The sequence below is a fragment of the Mesorhizobium sp. B2-3-12 genome, from assembly GCF_006442205.1.
Taxonomy (GTDB): domain Bacteria; phylum Pseudomonadota; class Alphaproteobacteria; order Rhizobiales; family Rhizobiaceae; genus Mesorhizobium.
On sequence record NZ_VFVR01000002.1, the window covers coordinates 311,887 to 333,841 of the forward strand.

The following is a 21,955-nucleotide window of genomic DNA, read 5'->3' on the forward strand; positions in this document are numbered from 1 at the left end:
TCCCGGGAAATGCCTGCAAACCTTGGAAAAACCGCCTTTAGCGCCTATATCTAGACGATATCAGAAGCGCGATTCGGGGCCGATTTTTCGCGCTGTAAAAGCGGCATCTAGACAACAGGTTTTCATGAGCGACCAGACCGAGAACACCAACGGCGCTGAAGCCGAATACGGCGCCGATTCCATCAAGGTTTTGAAGGGGTTGGATGCTGTCCGCAAACGGCCTGGCATGTATATCGGCGACACCGATGACGGCTCGGGCCTGCATCACATGGTTTACGAGGTGGTCGACAACGCCATCGACGAGGCGCTGGCAGGCCATGCCGACCTGGTTTCGGTGACGCTCAATCCCGATGGTTCGGTGACGGTCACCGACAATGGCCGCGGCATTCCCACCGATATTCACTCCAGCGAGGGCATATCGGCGGCGGAAGTGATCATGACGCAGCTGCATGCCGGCGGTAAATTCGACCAGAATTCCTACAAGGTATCCGGCGGCCTGCACGGCGTCGGCGTCTCGGTGGTCAACGCGCTGTCGGCCTGGCTGAAGCTCAAGATCCGCCGCAACGGCCAGATCTTCGAAATGAGTTTCACCCATGGCGATGCCGACGCGCCGCTGAAGGCGACCGGCAGCTACGAGCAGGACAAGCGCCCGGGTACCAATGAAGGCCGCAGCGGCAGCGAGATCACCTTCTTTCCGTCCGCCGAGACCTTCACCATGGTCGAGTTCGACTTCGGCACGCTGGAGCACCGGCTGCGCGAGCTCGCCTTCCTGAACTCCGGCGTGCGCATCGTGCTGACGGACGCCCGTCATGCCGACGTCGTGAGGCATGAACTGCACTATGACGGGGGCCTGGAAGAGTTCGTGAAATATCTCGACCGGGTGAAAAAGCCGCTGATCGAGAAGCCGATTTCCATCCGGGCCGAGCGCGACGGCATCACCGTCGAAGTGGCGATGTGGTGGAACGACAGCTACCACGAGAACGTGCTGGCGTTCACCAACAACATCCCCCAGCGCGATGGCGGCACCCATCTGGCCGGTTTTCGCGGCGCGCTGACCCGGCAGATCACCGGCTACGGCGAATCCTCGGGCCTGACCAAGAAGGAAAAGGTCGCGCTGATCGGCGACGATTGCCGCGAGGGCCTGACGGCGGTGCTGTCGGTCAAGGTTCCCGACCCGAAATTCTCCTCGCAGACCAAGGACAAGCTGGTCTCCTCGGAAGTCCGTCCCGTGGTCGAAGGGCTGGTCAACGAAGCGCTCGGCACCTGGCTCGAAGAGCATCCGTCCGAGGGCAAGGTGGTCATCGACAAGGTGATCCAGGCGGCAGCGGCGCGCGAAGCCGCGCGCAAGGCGCGCGACATCACCCGCAAGACCTCGCTCGGCGTCACCTCGCTGCCCGGCAAGCTGGCCGACTGCCAGGAACGTGACCCGGCGAAATCGGAAATCTTCATCGTCGAGGGTGACTCGGCCGGCGGCTCCGCCAAGGGCGGCCGTTCGCGCCAGAACCAGGCGATCCTTCCCCTGCGCGGCAAGATCCTCAATGTCGAGCGGGCCCGCTTCGACCGCATGCTCTCGTCCGACATGATCGGCACGCTGATCACCGCGCTCGGCACCTCGATCGGCAAGGATGAATTCAACGCCGACAAGCTGCGCTACCACAAGATCATCCTGATGACCGACGCCGACGTCGACGGCGCCCATATCAGGACCTTGCTGCTGACCTTCTTCTTCCGGCAGATGCCGGAGCTGATCGAGCGCGGCCATCTCTACATCGCCCAACCGCCGCTCTATAAGGTGACGCGCGGCAAGAGCTCGCAATACATCAAGAATGAGAGCGCCTTCGAAGCGTTCCTGATCGATTCGGGGTTGGAGGAGGCTTCCCTGACGCTTGGCTCGGGGGAAGTCCGGACCGGACAGGATCTCCACGCCGCCGTCGATGATGCCCTGGCGGTGCGCCAGCTCATCAACGGGCTACACACGCGCTACAACCGCAACGTCGTCGAGCAGGCCGCCATCGCCGGCGGGCTCAATCCCGAGGTCTTCAGCGATCTTGGCGGCGCCAACGCGATGGCGGAACGGATCGCACAACGGCTCGACATCATCGCGGAGGATACCGAGCGCGGCTGGACCGGCCGCATGTCGACCTCGAATGACGGCAGCGGCGGCTATGTCTTCGAGCGCACCGTGCGCAGCGTCAAGGAATACGCCCATCTCGACATGGGGCTGATCAATTCGGCCGACGCGCGCCAGCTCGACCGTTACGCGCAGCGCCTCAGCGAGGTCTACGGCACACCGCCGGTGCTGCGCCGCAAGGAGGTGTCCGAAACCGTCTCGGGCCCGCTGGCGCTGCTCAACGCCGTCTTCGCGACCGGCCGCAAGGGGCTCACCATGCAGCGCTACAAGGGTCTCGGCGAGATGAATGCCGAGCAGCTCTGGGAAACCACGCTCGACCCGAATGTGCGCTCGCTGCTGCAGGTCAAGGTCAACGACGCCACCGATGCCGACAGCCTGTTCTCGCGGCTGATGGGCGACGAGGTGGAGCCGAGGCGCGAATTCATCCAGGACAACGCGCTATCGGTCGCCAATCTCGATATTTAAGACCTGTTCTTGTCTTTGAATATTGGCGCGCTACGAGCGTCAATATTCATTCCGGCGCCGAGAAACATTTCATAAGCCACTGGAACAGAAGGCCTTCCGGGACATTGTGACAACATCGATCACAATTTTTCACAAGGAGGCTTTCATGGGACGCGGCATATTGCTCTGGTTGCTCGGCATTCCGATTCCGATCATCATTCTCATCATGCTGTTCGTACGGTAGGGGGCTTCCATGCAGTCCACCCTATCGGCTGTCGACGTCTCCGCTTCGACGGAATCGTCCTCCACGGCTGTCAGCTGGGGACCCATCATTGCCGGCGCCTTCGCGGCCTCGACATTGACGTTCATCCTCATGCTGCTCGGCTCGGGGCTTGGCTTGAGCATGGTGTCGCCATGGTCGGGCTCGGGCGCATCGGTAACCACCTTCGCGGTTTCAACCGCGATCTGGCTGGTCATCGTACAATGGCTGTCCTCTGGCGTCGGCGGCTATCTCGCGGGACGCCTGCGCACCAAATGGGTCGGCATTCACACCGACGAGGTCTATTTCCGCGATACCGCCCACGGCTTTCTCGCCTGGGCATTGGCCACGCTTCTGGTGGCGGGAATACTTGGCTCGGCGCTTTCGGCGGCAATCGGTTCAGGCGTGCAGGCCGCGTCCACCGTCGCTTCGGGAGCCGCCATGGGCGCGTCGGCTGGCGCTTCCGCCAATGCCAGCGGCGCATCGGCCGACAATGCGACATCCTATCTGGTTGACTCGCTGTTCCGTCCGGCCGATCCGACCAAGCTCGCAGCAGCCAATCCAAACGACGAAGCCGCCGCGGCCGGGCAGGCCTCGCGCATCCTGATCGCCGGTGCCGTCGCGGGCGAGGTCTCCGCGGAAGACAAGACCTATCTCGCGCAGTTGGTCGCCGCGCGCACCGGTCTTTCCGAGGCTGATGCCAAGGCGCGTGTCGACGCGGTGCTGGCGAAGGCGCAGGATGCGAAGGTCAAGGCCAAGCAGGCCGCCGACACCGCCCGCAAGGCAAGCGCCACCTTTGCCCTTCTCGGTGCCCTGTCGCTCGTCATCGGCGCCTTCATCGCCAGTGCGGCCGCGGCTCTCGGCGGCAGGCAGCGCGATGAAGAGGAAGCGGTCTTCCTGACCCACGGTTGAAGCAGCACACCCAAAGCCAAAGAGCCCGGCATCGACCGGGCTCTTTCTATTTGACGGTTTAGATCGGCTATTCGACGATTTAGATTGGCCGGGTCAGTGGTCCATCGCCTTGACGATTTCCTCGGTCATCTTCTTGGCGTCGCCGAGCAGCATCATGGTGCCGTCCTTGTAGAACAGCGTGTTGTCGATGCCGGCATAGCCGGAGCCAAGCGAGCGCTTGACGAACAGGCAGGTGCGCGCCTTGTCGACGTCGAGGATCGGCATGCCGTAGATCGGCGAGGATTTGTCGTCGCGCGCGGACGGGTTGGTGACGTCGTTGGCGCCGATGACATAGGCGACATCGGCCTGCGCGAACTCCGAGTTGATGTCCTCCAGTTCGAAGACCTCGTCGTAAGGCACGTTGGCTTCCGCGAGCAGCACGTTCATGTGGCCAGGCATGCGGCCGGCGACGGGGTGGATGGCGTATTTGACGTCGACGCCATTGGCCTTGAGCTTGTCGGCCATTTCGCGCAGCGCGTGCTGCGCCTGGGCGACCGCCATGCCGTAGCCCGGCACGATGATGACCTTCTGCGCGTTCATCATCAGATAGGCGGCGTCGTCGGCCGAGCCCTGCTTGACCGTGCGCTCGATGCCGTCGTCAGCGGCAGCCGCGGTCTCGCCGCCGAAGCCGCCGAGGATGACCGAGATGAACGAGCGGTTCATGCCCTTGCACATGATGTAGGACAGGATGGCGCCCGACGAGCCGACCAGCGCGCCGGTGATGATCAGCGCCAGATTGCCGAGTGTGAAGCCAAGGGCCGCCGCCGCCCAGCCCGAGTAGGAATTCAGCATCGAGACGACGACCGGCATGTCGGCGCCGCCGATCGGGATGATCAGGAGGATGCCGAGCACCAGCGAGGCGGCGACGATCAGCCAGAAGACCAGCTTCGATTCCGTGGTGACCAGGAGCACGATCAGCACGATCAGGGCGATGCCGAGGGCGGCGTTGATGAAGTGGCGGCCGCCGATCATGATCGGCTTGCCGGACATGCGGCCATCGAGCTTGAGGAAGGCGATGACCGAGCCGGTGAAGGTGATGGCGCCGATGGCGACGCCGAGGCTCATCTCGACCAGGGCTTGGGCGTGGATGTCGCCATCGGTGCCGATGCCGAAGCTTTCCGGCGCGTATATGGCCGCGGCAGCCACCATGACGGCGGCGAGGCCGACCAGCGAGTGGAAGGCTGCAACCAATTGCGGCATCGAGGTCATGGCGATGCGGCGCGCGGTGACGGCGCCGACGCCGCCGCCAATGGCGAGGCCAAGCACGATCAGGCCGAAGCGGCCAGCGGACGGGGTTGCCAGCGCCAAGGTGGTGGCGATGGCGATGCCCATGCCGATCATGCCGTAGAGATTGCCCTGGCGGCTGGTCGTCGGATGCGACAGGCCGCGCAGCGCCATGATGAACAGGACGCCGGAAACCAGATAGAGGAAGGACGCGAAGTTGGCGTTCATGGCGCTCTACTTGCCCTTCTTCTTGTACATGGCCAGCATGCGCTGGGTGACGAGGAAGCCGCCGAAGATGTTGACCGAAACCAGCATCAGCGCGACGAAGCCGAAACCTGCGGCAACGCCCGAGGCCGCGATGCCGACGGCCAGCAGCGCGCCAACGACGATGACGGACGAGATGGCGTTGGTGACGGCCATCAACGGCGTGTGCAGTGCGGGGGTCACCGACCAGACGACATAATAGCCGACGAAGATCGCCAGCACGAAAATGGCGAAGCGGAAGACGAAGGGATCGATGGCGCCACCCGACAGCGCATGCGCGGCATCACCCGCCGCGTCGGCACCGCCCGGGGCATTGCCCAGGTTCTGCACCGCGAGCCGGACGGCCGCGCTTGCCTGGTCGAGTTGGTCGAGGGCTTTCTGCAAGGTCTGATCCATCACGCGGTCCCTTTCGACTTAGGCGCGGGCGACTTGGATGCGGCGGTCTTCCTGGGCGCGGACTTCTTGGACGCTGCCGAAGCATCGGCGACCATGGTCGTCGCCGGGATCGCGGCCGGCTCGACATAGGGCTGCTGGTCGGGCTTGGCGAAGGCGGGGTGGACCACCTTGCCGCCGTCGGTCAGCATCGTCGCCTTGACCAGATCGTCATCGCGGTTGATGGCGAGCGTCTTGGTGGTCTTGTCGACCAGCGTCTCGAGGAACGCGAACAGGTTTTTGGCATAAAGCAGCGAGGCCGATGCCGCGACGCGGCCGGGCACGTTGAGGTGGCCGACGATCTTCACATTGTTGGCGGTGGTGACGATCTTGCCGGGTTCGGCACCCTCGACATTGCCGCCGCGCTCGACGGCGAGATCGACGAGCACCGAGCCCGGCTTCATCGAGGCGACCATCGCCGCCGAGACCAGCTTCGGCGCCGGCCGGCCGGGGATCAACGCCGTGGTGATGACGATGTCCTGCTTGGCGATGTGCTCGGCGGTGAGCGCGGCCTGCTTGGCCTGGTATTCCTTGGACATTTCCTTGGCGTAGCCGCCAGCGGTCTCGGCCGCCTTGAACTCCTCATCCTCTACCGCCAGGAATTTCGCGCCAAGCGAGGCGACCTGTTCCTTGGCTGCGGGACGAACGTCGGTGGCCGTGACGACGGCACCGAGGCGGCGTGCGGTGGCGATGGCCTGCAGGCCGGCGACGCCGACGCCCATGATGAAGACCTTCGCGGCGGGAACGGTGCCGGCGGCGGTCATCATCATCGGCAGAGCGCGGTCATATTCCGAGGCGCCGTCGATCACCGCCTGGTAGCCGGCAAGATTGGCCTGGCTGGACAGGACGTCCATCGATTGCGCCCGGGTGATGCGCGGCATGAACTCCATCGAGAAGGCCGTGACGCCGGCTTTGGCAAGCGCCGCGACAGCGGCATCGTTGCCATAGGGGTCCATGATGGCGATCACCGCGGCGCCGGATTTATAGCTTTTCAGTTCAGCGTCCGTTGGCCGCCGAACCTTCAGCACGACGTCGGCCTTGGCGGCGTCAGAGGCCTTGCCGATGGCGGCACCCGCCTTGGCGAAGTCCTCGTCGGGGATACGCGAACGGGTGCCGGCGCCGGTTTCGACGATCGCGTCGAAACCCAGGCCCGCCAGCCGCTTCACCGTATCGGGCGAGGCCGCGACACGCGGCTCGTTCGCATCGAGCTCACGAGGGATGAAAACCGTCTGTCCCACCGCATGATCCTTTCGGCTGGAACCTGTCTGCGCAAAGTGTCGACCGGTATATCCGGCTACGTCAACCGCAAGAGGGTTTGGAAGGTCTATCGCAGAATGAAGGCGCCGACGGCCAGAATGAGCACGAACAGGATCAGCGCCGAGAAGAAGCCGCCCGCGAAGAAGCCGAAAGCCATCGCCAGAAGAAGCGCGCCGCAGAAGAGCGAGCCATATTTGGCCAGCGCCAGGAAGCCCGCATAGGTGCGGTCATGCTCGGCATAGTCCATCTTCGCGCCCAGCTCTACAGGACCAGTCGGCGTGTGCTCAGCCATAGGAATACCCCTTCGAAGACATCTTTCAGGCACATACCGAAAAGCTGGGCGCAGAGCAATGGCGCTATTGCCGCATCGCAGCCGACAACTGCCTCAAGGGAAAATTGAAAGCGGAGCGCCGGTTGCGGAGCCGCTCCGCCAGGCCAGTCTTGTTCGCCTGCTTTAGCGGACAAGATGCGGGAAAAGCCCGATCAAACCGACGACGATCAGATAGAGCGCGACGATGTAGTTCAAGAGCCGTGGCATCACGAGGATCAGCACGCCCGCGATCAGCGAAATGAGCGGGGTCAGTGCGAGGGTGGAAATGGTCATGCCTTAGTCTTCCTCTGGCTGTTGCGATGCAGACGGGGCTTGCCGCCCTTCACAACGCCGGCGCGCCAGGAAAGCTCCACCGCTGCCACCCAGCCGATTCAAAACCGCGTGATATCAGGCCGCCTCGAAGTATTTGGCCGTGGGCAGAATGGTCAGCGGCGCCAACTCGCCCCGCTTGGGGCGTTGGAAAAGCATACGCTGCTCGAACGCCGTGGAATTGAAGAACGGGAAACGGTCCAGCGTCGCCTGCATGTTCTCGGAGCATTTCGACTGGAACAGATGCACGGGAACGGTAAGGCCGGGATAGTTCCGCGGCGGCACCGCCTGCTCGGAGCGGAAGATGCGATGATAAAACGCCGAATGCTCTTCCTTGATCGCCGTAAGGCAGTAGGTCGGCTTGAAATGGCTGCAGGCGACCACCGCCAGCCTCAGCGTGATATAAGGCAGCACCCGCAGACTGCTCGACCATTCGAGGTCGGCGGCGAACCGGCTCGGGTCGACGAACGTCTCGCCGGAAGCCAGGCGCCGTGACAGCACGTCGCCGAAAACATCGGTGCTGGGTGAAACAGGATACCGCGCGCTGGCGTAGTGGATTCTGATGGTGCTGACGAGCGTGCCGTCGAAGAAGACGCCAAAGCGGTAAGAATTGGGCAGATCGTCGAAGCTGTCCTTCACCATGTGGGAAGCATCTGATTTGACCATGCCGGCGTGAAGATAGGAATTGTAGCGAAGCCTGTAGATCGCTTCCAAATCCTCGGCGCCATCGCAAAGGCGATACTCGACGTGTTCCAGAACATCCATGATGTGATCTGAAAACACCGAGGGGCGATTCTTGTCCCTGCCCGTGGCCGCCGCCAGGGGTGTACCCAACAACTTGTTTTCCATTTGGTCCTCGTACGCCGCAAAAGGACAATAGCGAAGCGCTCAGAGAACCAGAAGCGAAATTGCGAGCTTTCGTGTTTACCCTAAATTAACGTTAACAAATCGTAAACCGTGCGAATGGGAGGAGCGATGACCTAGAGGATTGATTCAGAACGATGTCAGGGGGTGGCGCGCTTCGTGACCGGCCGCAATTCGGCGGCGAAGGGCCAGGTCACATTGGACATGGTTTCGATGCCCGAGGCGCTGAGCGCGGCACCGAAAAGGAAGCCCTGTACAAGATCCGGCTTCACCGAATGCATGAGGACCTTGAGCTGCTCGAACGTCTCCACGCCTTCGATGGTCACGGTGAGCCCCAGGATGCGGGTCAGGTCGACGACGCCCTTCAACAGCTCGAGCGAACGCGGGTTCTGGGTGACGTCCATCACGAAAGACCGATCGATCTTGATCTTGTCGAGAGGCAGCTTGTGCAGATAGCTCAGGCTTGAATAGCCGGTGCCGAAATCGTCGAGGGCGATGCGAACGCCAAGCTGCTTCAGTTCCTCGATATATTGGCGCGTCAGGGACTTGTCGTCGAGCAGCGCGGTTTCGGTGACTTCGATCTCGAGGCGGCCGGCAGCGAGGCCCGAGTTCGCCAGCGCGTCGCGGACCTTCTGGATGACGTCGCGGTTGCGGAAATCCCTGGCCGAGAGGTTGACCGAGACGCTGGTCTGGTCAGGCCATTTGGCGCATTCGGTGCAAGCCGCGTGCAGCACGAAGGTGCTGATCTCGGAAATGATGCCCATTTCCTCGGCCAGCGGAATGAAGATGCCGGGCGAGATCGGCCCGAGATCGGGATGGTCCCAGCGGCAAAGCGCCTCGCAGCTGGCGATGCGCATGGTGTTCATCGCCACGATCGGCTGGTAGACGACCCGCAGGTCCTTGCTTTCCACGGCGCTGCGCAGATCCGCCTTCATCAGCTGCCGGTTACGGAACGCCGCATCCATCGCCGCCTCGAACAGCCGCCAACCGTTCTTGCCGAGTTCCTTGGCCTTGTAGAGCGCCAGATCGGCCTTGACGATCATGGCGTCGACATCGGTTCCGCCGACCTTGGACAGCACGGCACCCGCGCTGGCCTGAATTCGCAACCCATGGCCCGCGACGTCGACCTCTCCCTGCAGCTCGGAGAAAATCCGGTCGAGCAGGCTCGCCAAGTGGCTTTCGTCCTCGATGCGGTCGAAGAACAGCATGAATTCGTCGCCACCGAAGCGGCTGACGGTAAGGCCCTGGCCGGCTATCCCCGCCAGCCGCTCGGCGACGGCATAGATCAGCCCGTCGCCGACGGGATGGCCGAGCGTGTCGTTGACGCTCTTGAAATCGTCGAGGTCGATCACGGCGAGGCCGCACAAGCGATCGCGGTCGCCGGAGGCCATCGCCTCGCCGACCAGTTCGTGGAAATAGGCGCGGTTCGGAAGGCCGGTGAGGTTGTCGTAGCGCGCCATGAAGCGGATCTTTTCCTCCGCTTCGACGCGCGCCGTGACATCCTCGAAGGTGATGACGCCCAATTCCTGGTTGCCCTCGCGCGCCGAGAATTCGAAGTGCTGGCCGTTGGAAAAGGAAACCAGCACCTTGCGGTCGCGTCCCTCGCGCAAGGCACGCGTCAGCTGCGCCTCGACATAGCGGCAGTCCTTCGGTGCCAGCATGCCGCCGGCAACGCCGCGCAGGAGCAGCGAATGGATCGAGCGCCCGAGCAACTGGTCGGGCGATTTGAGCGACATCAGGCGGGCGGCTTCGGCGTTGCCGACGACCACCTTGCCATCGGGGCCGAGCATGACCAGCCCATGCGACATGGTGTTCAAGGCGCGATTGAAGCGCTGCGCGATCTGCCTTGCCTGCTTGTGTCCGACGACGGCCGAAAACAGCACGTTGCGGACATGGTCTGCGCTGCCCTTGATGATGAACATGAAGGGGATGATCAGCAGGCCCAGCACGACATAAGGAATGTCGAACCTGAGGATGAGGGCGGCGGCGATCGGCCCGACGAAGGTGACCGCGAAGATCATGACCATGCGCGGCGAGCCGTAGTTTCGGCCGACGACCGTCACCAGCGAGGACAGCGTTACCGACAGCGCGCCGATCTCGGCATAGGAATCCGAATAGACATAGATGGAAATGAAGCAGAAGAGGCCCAGCAACAAGCCTTGAAGGCTGCCCTTCAGGATGTATTCGCGCTCCCATCTGGTCGCATCGGCGGCGTCGCGCATCTCGGCGCCCGAGCGGTGGAAGCGCCGCAGGCTGAAGTAGCGCCAGACACCGATGCCCAGCAGAGCGCCGGCGAGAACCAGGAAGATGGGCTGGCCGTTGCGCCAGTAGACCATGAGGCTGATGACGGCATGGCAGAGCGCGCCGATAACCAGCATATGCGCGTTGTCGAACAACGAGCGCACAAACTGGATATAAACATCCACAGGGATGTTATCGGTTTTTGTTCTGCCCATTACTGGCGCCCAATGAGCCCCAGCCTTGGCATAGTCGCATTAAAAAACCTTTAGCTTGGGCTGAAACGCCTGATTTTCGGGCGTTTTTCGGCTCACTCGGCGGCCTGGAGTCTGGGGCTTGCCGACGCCGTCGCAAAGCGGTCGAGCAACCTGCGGCGCTCGCCCGCCGCCTTTTCGGCGCTGGCCTGGCGGACATGGCCATAGCCGCGGATCAGCGCCGGGACCGAGACCAGGGCTGTCGCGGCCTCGATCTTGCCCGGCGCGAGCGCGCTGGCGACAAGCTGCAGATCAGCCTCGTACTGCGCCAGCAATTGCCGCTCCATGCGCCGCTCGGCGGTGTGGCCGAACAGGTCGAAAGCGGTGCCGCGCAGGGCCTTCATCGCCGCCAGCAGGCGAAAACCCTTCATCATCCACGGACCGAAGCTCGACTTCCTCGGTTTGCCGTCATTGCCGCGGCGCCCCATGATCGGCGGTGCGAGATGGAATTCGAGTTTCTCGTAGCTCTGGAACTGCTTGCCGAGCTCGGCGGCAAAGGAGCCGTCGGTGTAGAGCCGCGCCACCTCGTATTCGTCCTTGATCGCCATCAGCTTGAACAGGCTCCTGGCGGCGGCTTCGGTCACGGCGGTCGACCCCGGCATGGCCTTCGTTTCCGCCGCTCGCAGCGTCGCAATCCTGTCGGCGTAGCGCTTGCCGTAAGCAGCATTCTGATAGGCGGCGAGGAAGGCGACACGGCGGGCGATGATCTCGTCGAGCGTCTCGGCGACCGGCGGGGCCTGTCCAGCCTTGTCGGCGAAGCCCGGCTTGGCGACGAGGCCGCGCACGAAGTCCGGCTGGTGTGCCGCGCGGCGGCCCCAGCGAAAGGCGGCGATGTTCATCGCCACCGCTTCGCCGTTCAATTCGATAGCCTTTTCAACGGCTTCGGCCGAGAGCGGCAGGCCGCCGTGCTGGAAGGCAAAGCCGAGCATGAACATGTTGGCCCCGAGCGAATTGCCGAACAGGGCGGTGGCGGTGCTGGTGGCGTCGAAGAAATGCGCCTTGTCGTCGCCGGCGGCGGCACGGATCGCCTTCTTCAGGCGCTCTATCGGCAGCGAGAAATCGGCCGAGCGGGCAAATTCGCCCGGCATGATCTCGGCGGTGTTGGCGAGGAAGATCGTATGGCCCTCGCGGACAGCCGTCAGCACCTTCTTGGCGCCCGACACGACGAGATCGCAGCCGAGCACGAGGTCGGACTTGCCAGCCGAAACGCGGATGGCATTGATGTCTTCCGGTTTGCGCGCGATGCGGACATGGGTGAACACCGAGCCGCCCTTCTGGGCCAGGCCGGCCATGTCGATCATGCCGCAGCCCTTGTCCTCCAGATGCGCCGCCATGCCGAGCACGGCGCCGATAGTGACGACGCCGGTGCCGCCGACGCCGTCGATGATCGCCGCCCAGCCCTCGACGCCCAGCGGGAATTGGGCTGGGGTCGGCACGCCTTCAAGCGGATCGGTCCTGCCGGCCAGGCCCTCGGCCTTGCGGATCTTGGCGCCATGCACGGTGACGAAGGACGGACAGAAGCCGTTGACGCAGGAGAAATCCTTGTTGCAGCTCGACTGGTCGATCTTGCGCTTGCGGCCGAATTCGGTCTCGACCGGCTGGATCGAGACGCAGTTCGACTGCACGCCGCAATCGCCGCAGCCTTCGCAGACCAGCTCGTTGATGAAGACCCGCTTGTCGGGATCGGGAAAGGTGCCGCGCTTGCGGCGGCGGCGCTTTTCGGCGGCGCAGGTCTGGTCGTAGAGCAGGATCGACACGCCCTTGACGTCGCGCAGCTCGCGCTGGACGAGGTCGAGGTCGTCGCGATGATGGATGGTGGCGCCGGTGGGGAATTCGGCCTTCCCGGTATATTTGCCGGGCTCGTCGGTGACGATGGCGATGCGGTCGACGCCTTCGGCGCGCACCTGTCTGGCGATCATGTCCACCGTCAGGCCACCCTCGTGCGGCTGGCCGCCGGTCATGGCGACGGCGTCGTTGTAGAGTATCTTGTAGGTGATGTTGGCTTCGCTCGACAGGGCGAAGCGGATGGCCAGCGTGCCGGAATGGTTGTAGGTGCCGTCGCCGAGATTCTGGAAGATATGGTCGCGCTTCGAGAACGGCGCCTGGCCCACCCATTGCGCGCCCTCGCCTCCCATGGCGGTGAAACCGAGCGTGTTGCGGTCCATCCAGAGTGCCATGAAATGGCAGCCTATGCCGGCGGCGGCGATCGAGCCGTCGGGCACCTTGGTCGAGGAATTGTGCGGACAGCCCGAACAGAAGAAGGGCGTGCGCGAGCCGATGTCGGTGGCATCGGCCAGCATTGCCTGGAACTGGCGTAGCTTCGCGACCCTTGCCGAAATCTCTTCGGACGGGCCGATGGTCTTGACGATCCTCTCGCCAAGCGCAATGGCGATCTCGTTGGGGTCGAGCGCGCCCTTGGCCGGGAACAGCCAGTCGCCGCGCTCGTCCTTCTTGCCGACAATGACCGGCTGCGAGACGGTGCCATAAAGGCTCTCGCGCAGTTGCACCTCGATCAGCGAGCGTTTCTCCTCGACGACGACGATGGTGTCGAGCCCGCGCGCGAATTCGGCGATGTGCTGCAGATCGAGCGGCCAGGGGCAGCCGACCTTGAACAGCCTGACACCGATACGGTTGGCGGCCGCCTCGTCGATGCCGATGTCCTCCAGCGCCTGGCGGACGTCGAGGTAGCTCTTGCCCAGCGTGATGATGCCGAGCTTGGGATTGCGGCCGCCCGGATAGACGATTTTGTTCAGCCCGTTGGCATGGATGAAGGCGGAGGCGGCCGCGCGCTTGTGCTCATGCAGCCGTTCTTCCTGGCCGAGCATATCGATCTCGTGGCGGATGTTGAGGCCGCCCGGCGGCATGTCGAACTCGGGGACGACAATGTTCAACCGCTCGAGCGAGGCATCGACCGAGGCTGTCGATTCGATGTTGTCCTTGACGCATTTGATCGCCGCCCAGGTGCCGGCGAAGCGCGACATGGCAAAGCCGTACAGGCCGTAGTCGATGATCTCCTGCACACCGGCCGGGTTGAGGATCGGCACCATTGTGTCGACGAAGAGGAATTCGGTGGCGTGGGCATTGGTCGAGGATTCGGCCATATGGTCGTCGCCCATGAGCGCAAGCACGCCGCCATGCTTCGACGAACCGGCGAGATTGGCGTGGCGGAACACGTCGCCGGAACGATCGACCCCCGGCCCCTTGCCGTACCAGACGGAAAAGACGCCGTCATGGGTGCCCTCGCCGAGCAGCTCCGTCTGCTGCGACCCCCAGCAGGCGGTGGCGGCAAGCTCCTCGTTGAGGCCGGGCTGGAAGACGATGTCGGCCCCCGCGAGCTGCTTCTTCGCCTTCCACAGCTGCATGTCGAGGCCGCCGAGCGGCGAGCCGCGATAGCCGGAGACGAAGCCTGCCGTGTTCAAGCCAGCGCGGCGGTCGCGCTCGCGCTGCATCAGCAGCATGCGGATGACCGCCTGCGCGCCGGACAGGAAGATGCGCTCCTTTCCGAGATCGAACTTGTCGTCGAGCGCGACATCGTGCAGCGTCATCAGGCATTTCCTCTGCGAAGGCCGCGCGGGGCAGCAGCCAACGTCGGGATCGGATGACGTATCCTTTCTCCCCTTGCAAGGCAGGTCAAACAAAATCGAAGGGACCAGGCGACGCGCAACAAACGGTCCGTCGGGCCTTGGACCGCGCATGAAACAGCGCGCCGACAGGGCGACGGCGCACGAAAATTCCAGTCGAAATCGATTCTGTCTGAGAGCGTCAGCCGGCTTTCGAGCAATCCGGCTTCGGCTCGCCGGGCAGCTTGCCGTCGGGATGGCCGACGAGATCGGGATTGGCCGTATAGAGCTGGTCGATGACCAGTGGCCGGTCGGGCAGGATCGACTGGTCTTCCGTCGACATCAGCGTGGTGTCGATGGTCTGCAGGACGGCACCGTCGGCGCCCTTGATGCTGATGGCGATGGCATAGGGCTTGTTCTTGACGATGCAGGTCAGCGCCGGGCTCTCCAGGCTCACCTTGTCGAGCTTGGGCCAGACCTTCTGCTCGACCACGATGGGATCACCACCGGCGGGGTTCTGGAAACTGGCGACCACGACCTGGCCCTCTCCCATCGGCCGCAAGGGTCGCAGCGTCACGACATAGGTCGCCCGGGCGAGACGGTAATTGAAGACGAATATCTTGCCGGAGACCTCGAACAGCTTGCCTTCGCCGCCGGTATCTCGGCAGGCGCCGAGCGCGATCGCCGCAACCAGCGCCACGCCAAGAATGATCGAGCGGGAAAGACGTCTAGGCATCCTTGACCTCATGGGCCGCCATGCGGCGGCGATAGTGACGGCTCGCCTTCTGCCTGTTGCCGCACACCGCCATGTCGCACCAAAGGCGGCTGGAATTGCGGCTTCTGTCGACGAACAGCCAGGTGCAGTTGGGACAAATCCGGAGCCTCGCGACCGTGTCGTCGCGCAGCAGTGAAAGGGCTGAAACCGCCAGCGCCGCCTCGAAGGCGATCGGCGTCGCCGGATCCCCGAACGGCGGTCCCGTCACGCCGATCTCGGTCGCGCTGTCGGCCAGGCCGTCGGCGCAGGCTCTCAGGAATTCAGGCAAATCCGCCGTGGCAATCGCGCCCTTCGACACCGTGCCGCGAAACAGCCGGTCGGTCGCTTCGCGGATCGACAGCACGACGGGCGCGATTGCCGCCGGCGAGGACACCGCCAGCCGCCGATCGCCAAGCTCGGCGGCACGAAAGCCGCTGGCTGCGTCGGCGAAACGGGCGATTTCGGCCGGATCGGCGAAGCGGTCGAATGTGCGTTCGGGATCGCCGCGCAACACGACGGTGTTGGCGGTGTCGAGCGCGAGGAGGCCGCCGGTGAAGCGGTGAGGAGTCCAGGCAATCGTCATTCCCAAAATCTAACCGATAAATCGCATTTGACAAGTTAGATTCGGCGATGCAAATCTCCGGTGCGTACGGTATGGTCCCCATTGTCTCGAGCATTCCGTCACCCCAAACCGCTTCGCGCTTGGGCGAGATGCGTCTGGTGTTGTTGAGCATGCTCTATTTCTTCCAGCAGGTGCTGAACGGGCTGCATTCGGGCGCGCTCTATGCGCTGCTCGCCTTCGGCTATGTGCTGACCAACGGCATCCTGCACCGCACCAACCTTGCCTATGGCGCGCTGTTCGCCTTCTGCGGCCAGGCAATGATCCTGAGCGTCGCCTTTGCCTACCAGGTGCTGTGGCTGACGCTGTTGGCTTCGGTGCTGTTCGGCGTCGTCGCCGCGTTGCTCTATGCCGCGCTCATCAGCCATGTCCTGTCGCGCAGCGTCTTCGAGCCGTTGGCCGACCGCTCGCCCAATGCCATCGTGGTAACGACGCTCGGCATCCTGCTCGTCCTGTCGGAAGCGAGCCGCATCGCCGCCGACACACATGATCTGTGGCTGCCGCCAATGCTGGCTGAGCCGATGGTTTTCGCCGAAAGCCCCGGCTTCAAGGCGACACTGACGCTGATCCAGGTGCTCGACTGCGCGGTGGTCCTGGCGGCGGTGGCGCTCGCCACAAGGGTGTTTGCCCGTTCAAATTTCGGCCGGTGCTGGCGCGCGGTCTGCGACGATCCAAGGGCCGCCGCCCTGTGCGGCGTCGACGTGCGCGCCGTGTTCCGGCGTGCCGTTCTGTTCGGTGGCTTCTGCGCAGCGCTGGCCGGCGTCATGGCCAGTCTCTACTACGGCAATGTTAGCTTCGGTTCCGGCCTCGTCTATGGGCTGAAGATCCTGTTCGTGACGGCGGTCGGCGGTTATCTCTCGCCGCCACGGGCCGCGCTGGGTGCCGCCGCGTTCGGCATGGCCGAATCACTGTGGGCCGGCTATTTCCCGATCGAATGGCGCGATGCTTGGATGTATCTGTTCCTGGTGGCCATGCTGATCCTGATCGGCACCGGCCGCGACACCGGCAAGGCGGTCTGAGCCCATCCGACTTTGGTTGCATGACGTTCCGTCAGGCCGTGGTTTTCCACCGTGCCGCATGCGCCGCCGGCCTGCTTTCTGTCTACCCGTGTTGACCAACCGGACCACGCACTGCATACGGTTGGGCCAGGCGGCGCGACGAGAAAAGGGGGATCGCGCGTCACCGCATCAGGGAGGAATGCATGGCAGGGCTGCTCGCTCTATCCAGGGCCATTGATCGCGCCAACGAATTCATCGGTAAATCGGTATCCTGGCTGATCCTGCTGGCGATCCTGGTGAGTGCGGCCAACGCCGTCATCCGCAAGGTGTTCGACACCTCGTCCAACGCCTGGCTGGAGCTGCAATGGTATCTGTTCGGCGCCGCCTTCATGCTGGCCGCCGCCTACACGCTGAAGCAGAACGAGCATATCCGCATCGACATCGTCTACGGCCTGTTCCCGCGCCGCGTGCAGCACTGGATCGACCTTTTCGGCCACCTCTTCTTCCTGATGCCGTTCGTGACGCTGATGGTCATCTATTTCGTGCCCTATGTGTCGCTGTCCTTCCACAGCGGCGAGATGTCGACCAATGCCGGCGGCCTGATCGTGTGGCCGGCCAAGGCGATCCTGCTGGTCGGCTTTTTCCTGCTGGCGCTGCAGGGCGTTTCCGAGATCATCAAGAAGATCGCCATCATGCGCGGCGACATGGATGATCCCAACCCGTTCATTTCCGTGCACGAACAGGCCGAACTCGAAGCCAAGGCGCTGGCCGAAGAGGTGCGCTCGTGATGGAGTTCATCGCCCAGAACATGGCGCCGATCATGTTCGCCTCGCTGATCCTGTTCATGCTGATCGGCTATCCCGTCGCCTTTTCGCTTGCCGCCAACGGCCTGATGTTCTTCTTCATCGGCGTGCTTTTGACGCCCTATTCCGGCGGCGCGATCAATCTCGCCTGGCCGCTGCTCTATGCATTGCCGGACAATTTCTACGGCAGCCGGGTGATGTCGAACGACACGCTGCTGGCCATTCCGTTCTTCACCTTCATGGGCATCGTGCTCGAGCGATCCGGCATGGCCGAGGACCTGCTCGACACGATCGGCCAGCTGTTCGGACCGATCCGCGGCGGCCTCGCCTACGCGGTGATCTTCGTCGGCGCACTGCTGGCCGCGACCACCGGCGTGGTGGCGGCGTCCGTCATCGCCATGGGACTGATTTCGCTGCCGATCATGCTGCGCTATGGTTATGACCGCCGGGTGGCGTCCGGCGTCATCGCGGCATCGGGCACGCTTGCGCAGATCATTCCGCCGTCGCTGGTGCTGATCGTTCTCGCCGACCAGCTCGGCCGCTCGGTCGGCGACATGTATGCCGGCGCCCTGATCCCCGGCCTGGTGCTGACAGGCCTTTACACGCTCTACATCCTGATCATGTCGATCGTCCGGCCAAAGTCGATGCCGGCGCTGCCGCTCGAGGCGCGCACGCTTGGCCATGGCGTGATGTCCTTGCTGATCGCCTTGATCGCGGCCGTGGCAATAGCCTATGCGGCCTACCGCTATCTGGTACCCGCCCATGGCGACAATGCCGACATTCTCGGCGCGACCATCGGCGTCGTCTTCATCTACATCGTCGCTATCCTCGACCGCAGCCTGAACCTCAACATGATGTCGCGGCTGGCGCAGCAGGTCGTCATCGTGCTGATCCCGCCGCTGGCGCTGATCTTCCTGGTGCTCGGCACCATCTTCCTAGGCATCGCCACCCCGACCGAGGGCGGCGCCATGGGCGCGGTCGGCGCGCTGGCGATGGCGGCGATGAAGGGCCGGCTGTCACTCGAGGTCATCAAGCAGGCGCTTGCCTCGACGACGCGGCTGTCGTCCTTCGTGCTGTTCATCCTGATCGGCGCGCGTGTCTTCTCGCTCACCTTCTACGGCGTCAACGGCCAGATCTGGGTCGAGCACCTGCTGACCTCGCTGCCGGGCGGCGAAGTCGGCTTCCTGATCGGCGTCAACATTCTCGTCTTCTTCCTCGCCTTCTTCCTCGATTTTTTCGAACTGGCCTTCATCATCGTGCCGCTGCTGGCGCCTGCCGCCGACAAGCTCGGTATCGACCTGATCTGGTTCGGCGTGCTGCTGGGCGTCAACATGCAGACCAGCTTCATGCATCCGCCCTTCGGCTTCGCGCTGTTCTACCTGCGCTCGGTCGCCGCCCGCGTGCCCTATCTCGACCGCCTGACCGGCAAGCAGATCGCGCCGGTGACAACAGGCCAGATCTATTGGGGCGCGGTGCCGTTCGTCTGCATCCAGGTGATCATGATCGGGCTGACCATCGCCTTCCCGCAAATGGTGATGCGCTACAAGGGCACGGCGGTCGATTCCGGCACGATCGACTACACAGTGCCGGGTGTACCCGGCATGTCACCGCTCGGTGCACCGGAAGGTGGCAACGCGCCCGCCAATGGCGGTACTGCCCCGGCCTCGCCCGGCACGCCAGACCTGTCGCAGCCGCCGAGCTTCGGCGATGCGCCGCCTGCCAAGCCGGCTGCACCCGCGCCGGACCTGTCGCAACCGCCAAGCTTCAATTGACGGGGACTACGCCATGAGAGCGGTGCGGCTGGAAGCAGTGGGCAGCATCTCGTTGCGCGAGGTCGACAAACCTGTTCCCGGCAACGACGACCTCCTGGTGCGGATCGAGGCCTGCGGCGTCTGCGGCACCGACCGGCATCTTTTCCACGGCGAATTCCCAAGCAGGCCGCCAGTGACGCCCGGACACGAATTCTCCGGCATCGTCGAGGCGGTCGGCTCCGGTGTGTCCGGATTCTCGGTTGGCGACCGCGTCACCGGCGATCCCAACATTGCCTGCGGACGCTGCGGCCACTGCCATGCCGGTCGCGTCAATCTGTGCAGCAATCTCACCGCCATCGGCATCCACCGCGACGGCGGCTTTGCCGACTATGTGGTGATGCCCCAGAAGCAGGCTTTTGTCCTTCCCGCGGATCTGAAGCCGATGCATGGCGCGTTCGGCGAGCCGCTCGCTTGCTGCCTGCACGGCGTCGATCTCGCAGCGATCAAACCCGGCGCTTCGGTGGCCGTGCTCGGCGGCGGCGTCATCGGCCTGCTCACCGTGCAACTGGCGCGGCTTGCCGGGGCCACCACCATCATCCTGTCGACAAGGCAAGCGTCGCGGCGCGCGCTTGCCCGGGAACTCGGTGCGACGGCGACGGTCGATCCGGGCGCCGGCGATGTGATCGATGCCGTGGCGGGGCCAGCGGGATTGGTTCCCGGCGGCGTCGACGTTGTGTTCGAATGCGCGGGCGTGCGCGACACCGTCGAGCAGTCGATGCGGATCGCGCGCGCCGGCGGTACGGTGGTCATCGTCGGCGTGGTGCCGCAAGGCATGAAGGTGACGTTCGAGCCCTTCGACCTGTTGTTCCGCGAATTGAAGGTTCTGGGCTCCTTCCTTAACCCCTACACCCATGGCCGGGCGGCCGAGCTCATCGCTTCGGGCGCGATCGAGATCGACCGTCTGATCTCCAGGCAGGTCACGCTCGAGGAGGCCCCGGCGGTGATCGCCAATCCGCCGGCGCCGGGCGAGGTCAAAGTGCTGGTGGTGCCGGGCCGGGGGTAGCTTTCCTCTCCCCGTCACTACACGTGGAGAGGATGCCGGCAGGCAGGTGAGGGGCGGCGCCAATGCTGGATTGATAAGATGCGGGGATGGGGCTTAAACCAGGAACGATCCGTCGCCGAAGCCGGCGCTGCCCCTCATCCGCCCTTCGGGCACCTTCTCCCCGTATAGTGACGGGGAGAAGGGAAGACCGGCCTACAGCTTGCCGTTGCGCTGCTGGACCATCATGAAGGTGTCGTAATTGTATTCGGCCACCTGTGCCCAGAGATAGTGCTCCTTGCGGAAGCCCTTGATCGATTCCCAGATCTTCTTGAACGGCGCGTTCGAGGCTTCCATTTCGGTGTAGACCTCGTTTGCCTTCTCGAAGCAGGCGGCCATGATCTCCTGGCTGAACGGACGCAGTTTCGCGCCGCCGGCCACCAGCCGCTTCACCGCCGGGGGGTTCACATAGTCGTATTTCTGCAGCATGTTGGCGTCCGCGGCCTGGGCGCACGTGCGCAGCAGCGACTTGTAGGTCGGCGAAAGCTCGTCGTACTTCGCCTTGTTGAACATCAGGTGGACGGTCGGACCGCCTTCCCACCAGCCGGGATAGTAATAATAGGGCGCGACTTTGTAGAAGCCGAGCTTCTCGTCGTCATAGGGGCCGACCCATTCGGCGGCATCGATGGTGCCTTTTTCCAGCGCCGGGTAGATGTCGCCGCCGGCGATCTGCTGCGGCACGACGCCGAGCTTCTGCACCACCTTGCCGGCAAAGCCGCCGATGCGCATCTTGAGGCCGGAGAGGTCGGCCACCGTGTTGATCTCCTTGCGGAACCAGCCGCCCATCTGGACCCCGGTGTTGCCGCCCGGCAGGCCGAACAGACCCTGCGTGGCGAGGAACTCGTTGAACAGGTCGATGCCGCCGCCATGGTAGTGCCAGGCATTCATGCCGCGCGCGTTGAGCGAGAAGGGAACCGCGGCACCCAGCGCCCATGTCGGGTCCTTGCCCCAGTAATAATATGCCACCGTGTGACAGGCCTCGACCGTGCCGGCCGTGGTGGCATCGGCAACCTGTAGACCGGGCACGAGTTCACCGGCGGCGAAAACCTGGATCTGGAAATTGCCGTCGGTGGCTTCCGACAACATCTTCGAGAACACTTCGGCCCCGCCATAGATGGTGTCGAGCGACTTCGGGAAGGACGATGCCAATCGCCATGTCACCTTGGGATTGGACTGAGCGATTGCCGGTGCGGCGAGCGTGGCCGCCGCCGCTGCTGCGCCGACGCCGGTGACGCTGGCCTTGCGGATAAATGAACGACGATCCATGCAGTTCCTCCCTTTTGGATCAACAGAACCGACGTTCGGGAATCCTCGGCTCCCGCATCGGTTCGCTCGAAACAATACACGGGCAAGGAGTCGAGTCCAGCACGGCGGCCGGATTTGGTGCCGAAGCCAGACGACCCTGCAACTATA

General features: G+C 63.8%; 17 protein-coding genes. 6 read left to right on the top strand and 11 right to left on the bottom strand.

Annotated features, from left to right (window positions below):
- Nucleotides 1–124 precede the first annotated feature (124 nt).
- The gene (gene gyrB / locus FJ948_RS06810; RefSeq protein WP_140702793.1) at nt 125–2,596 is read left to right on the top strand and encodes a DNA topoisomerase (ATP-hydrolyzing) subunit B; all 2,472 of its coding nucleotides are present in this window, start codon (nt 125–127) and stop codon (nt 2,594–2,596) included.
- Between the two features lie 232 nt (nt 2,597–2,828).
- The gene (locus tag FJ948_RS06815; protein ID WP_140702795.1) at nt 2,829–3,746 is read left to right on the top strand and encodes a hypothetical protein; all 918 of its coding nucleotides are present in this window, start codon (nt 2,829–2,831) and stop codon (nt 3,744–3,746) included.
- Nucleotides 3,747–3,839: 93 nt separating this feature from the next.
- Here the strand turns inward: FJ948_RS06815 and FJ948_RS06820 are convergent, their stop codons facing one another.
- From FJ948_RS06820 to FJ948_RS06865, 10 genes are all read right to left on the bottom strand, one after another.
- Nucleotides 3,840–5,237, bottom strand: a complete 1,398-nt coding sequence (locus tag FJ948_RS06820) for an NAD(P)(+) transhydrogenase (Re/Si-specific) subunit beta (protein ID WP_140702796.1) — start codon at nt 5,235–5,237, stop codon at nt 3,840–3,842.
- 6 nt (nt 5,238–5,243) lie between these two features.
- Nucleotides 5,244–5,672 (bottom strand): proton-translocating transhydrogenase family protein, encoded by a 429-nt coding sequence (locus tag FJ948_RS06825; protein ID WP_181173582.1) that lies wholly within the window; start codon nt 5,670–5,672, stop codon nt 5,244–5,246.
- Nucleotides 5,669–6,943, bottom strand: a complete 1,275-nt coding sequence (locus FJ948_RS06830) for a Re/Si-specific NAD(P)(+) transhydrogenase subunit alpha (protein ID WP_140702798.1) — start codon at nt 6,941–6,943, stop codon at nt 5,669–5,671. Before FJ948_RS06830 ends, FJ948_RS06825 begins: the two co-directional genes overlap by 4 nt.
- 86 nt (nt 6,944–7,029) lie before the next feature.
- Entirely contained in the window at nt 7,030–7,254 is a 225-nt protein-coding gene (locus FJ948_RS06835; protein ID WP_140702800.1) for an aa3-type cytochrome c oxidase subunit IV, read from the bottom strand.
- 162 nt (nt 7,255–7,416) lie between these two features.
- On the bottom strand, nt 7,417–7,566 hold the full coding sequence (locus FJ948_RS06840; RefSeq protein ID WP_140702801.1) for a DUF3096 domain-containing protein: 150 nt from the start codon (nt 7,564–7,566) through the stop codon (nt 7,417–7,419).
- A 114-nt stretch (nt 7,567–7,680) separates the two neighbouring features.
- On the bottom strand, nt 7,681–8,451 hold the full coding sequence (locus FJ948_RS06845; protein ID WP_140702802.1) for a hypothetical protein: 771 nt from the start codon (nt 8,449–8,451) through the stop codon (nt 7,681–7,683).
- A 155-nt stretch (nt 8,452–8,606) separates the two neighbouring features.
- Nucleotides 8,607–10,922, bottom strand: coding sequence for an EAL domain-containing protein (locus FJ948_RS06850; protein WP_140702803.1), 2,316 nt, complete (start codon nt 10,920–10,922; stop codon nt 8,607–8,609).
- 92 nt (nt 10,923–11,014) lie between these two features.
- On the bottom strand, nt 11,015–14,503 hold the full coding sequence (locus FJ948_RS06855) for an indolepyruvate ferredoxin oxidoreductase family protein (RefSeq protein ID WP_140702805.1): 3,489 nt from the start codon (nt 14,501–14,503) through the stop codon (nt 11,015–11,017).
- Nucleotides 14,504–14,720: 217 nt separating this feature from the next.
- Entirely contained in the window at nt 14,721–15,254 is a 534-nt protein-coding gene (locus FJ948_RS06860) for a hypothetical protein (RefSeq protein WP_140702806.1), read from the bottom strand.
- Nucleotides 15,247–15,855 carry a CGNR zinc finger domain-containing protein gene (locus FJ948_RS06865; RefSeq protein WP_140702807.1) on the bottom strand — a complete coding sequence of 203 codons (609 nt, stop codon included), beginning with the start codon at nt 15,853–15,855 and terminating at the stop codon, nt 15,247–15,249. The genes FJ948_RS06860 and FJ948_RS06865 overlap by 8 nt, the downstream gene beginning before the upstream one ends.
- Before the next feature lie 149 nt (nt 15,856–16,004).
- On the opposite strand from FJ948_RS06865, the gene FJ948_RS06870 reads away from it, so the two are divergent.
- The 4 genes from FJ948_RS06870 to FJ948_RS06885 all read left to right on the top strand — a co-directional run bounded on the left by FJ948_RS06870 (nt 16,005) and on the right by FJ948_RS06885 (nt 20,506).
- The gene (locus FJ948_RS06870) at nt 16,005–16,910 is read left to right on the top strand and encodes a branched-chain amino acid ABC transporter permease (RefSeq protein ID WP_140703891.1); all 906 of its coding nucleotides are present in this window, start codon (nt 16,005–16,007) and stop codon (nt 16,908–16,910) included.
- Between the two features lie 182 nt (nt 16,911–17,092).
- Nucleotides 17,093–17,677: a TRAP transporter small permease subunit gene (locus FJ948_RS06875; RefSeq protein WP_140702808.1), complete on the top strand. Its 585-nt coding sequence runs from the start codon at nt 17,093–17,095 to the stop codon at nt 17,675–17,677.
- Nucleotides 17,677–19,464 carry a TRAP transporter large permease subunit gene (locus FJ948_RS06880; protein WP_140703893.1) on the top strand — a complete coding sequence of 596 codons (1,788 nt, stop codon included), beginning with the start codon at nt 17,677–17,679 and terminating at the stop codon, nt 19,462–19,464. The genes FJ948_RS06875 and FJ948_RS06880 overlap by 1 nt, the downstream gene beginning before the upstream one ends.
- Before the next feature lie 13 nt (nt 19,465–19,477).
- A complete protein-coding gene (locus tag FJ948_RS06885) occupies nt 19,478–20,506 on the top strand; it encodes a zinc-dependent alcohol dehydrogenase family protein (RefSeq protein WP_140702809.1) in 1,029 nt (342 codons plus the stop codon).
- Between the two features lie 192 nt (nt 20,507–20,698).
- Here FJ948_RS06885 and FJ948_RS06890 read toward each other — a convergent pair whose 3' ends face one another.
- Nucleotides 20,699–21,808, bottom strand: coding sequence for a TRAP transporter substrate-binding protein (locus FJ948_RS06890; RefSeq protein ID WP_140702810.1), 1,110 nt, complete (start codon nt 21,806–21,808; stop codon nt 20,699–20,701).
- Nucleotides 21,809–21,955: the final 147 nt, after the last annotated feature.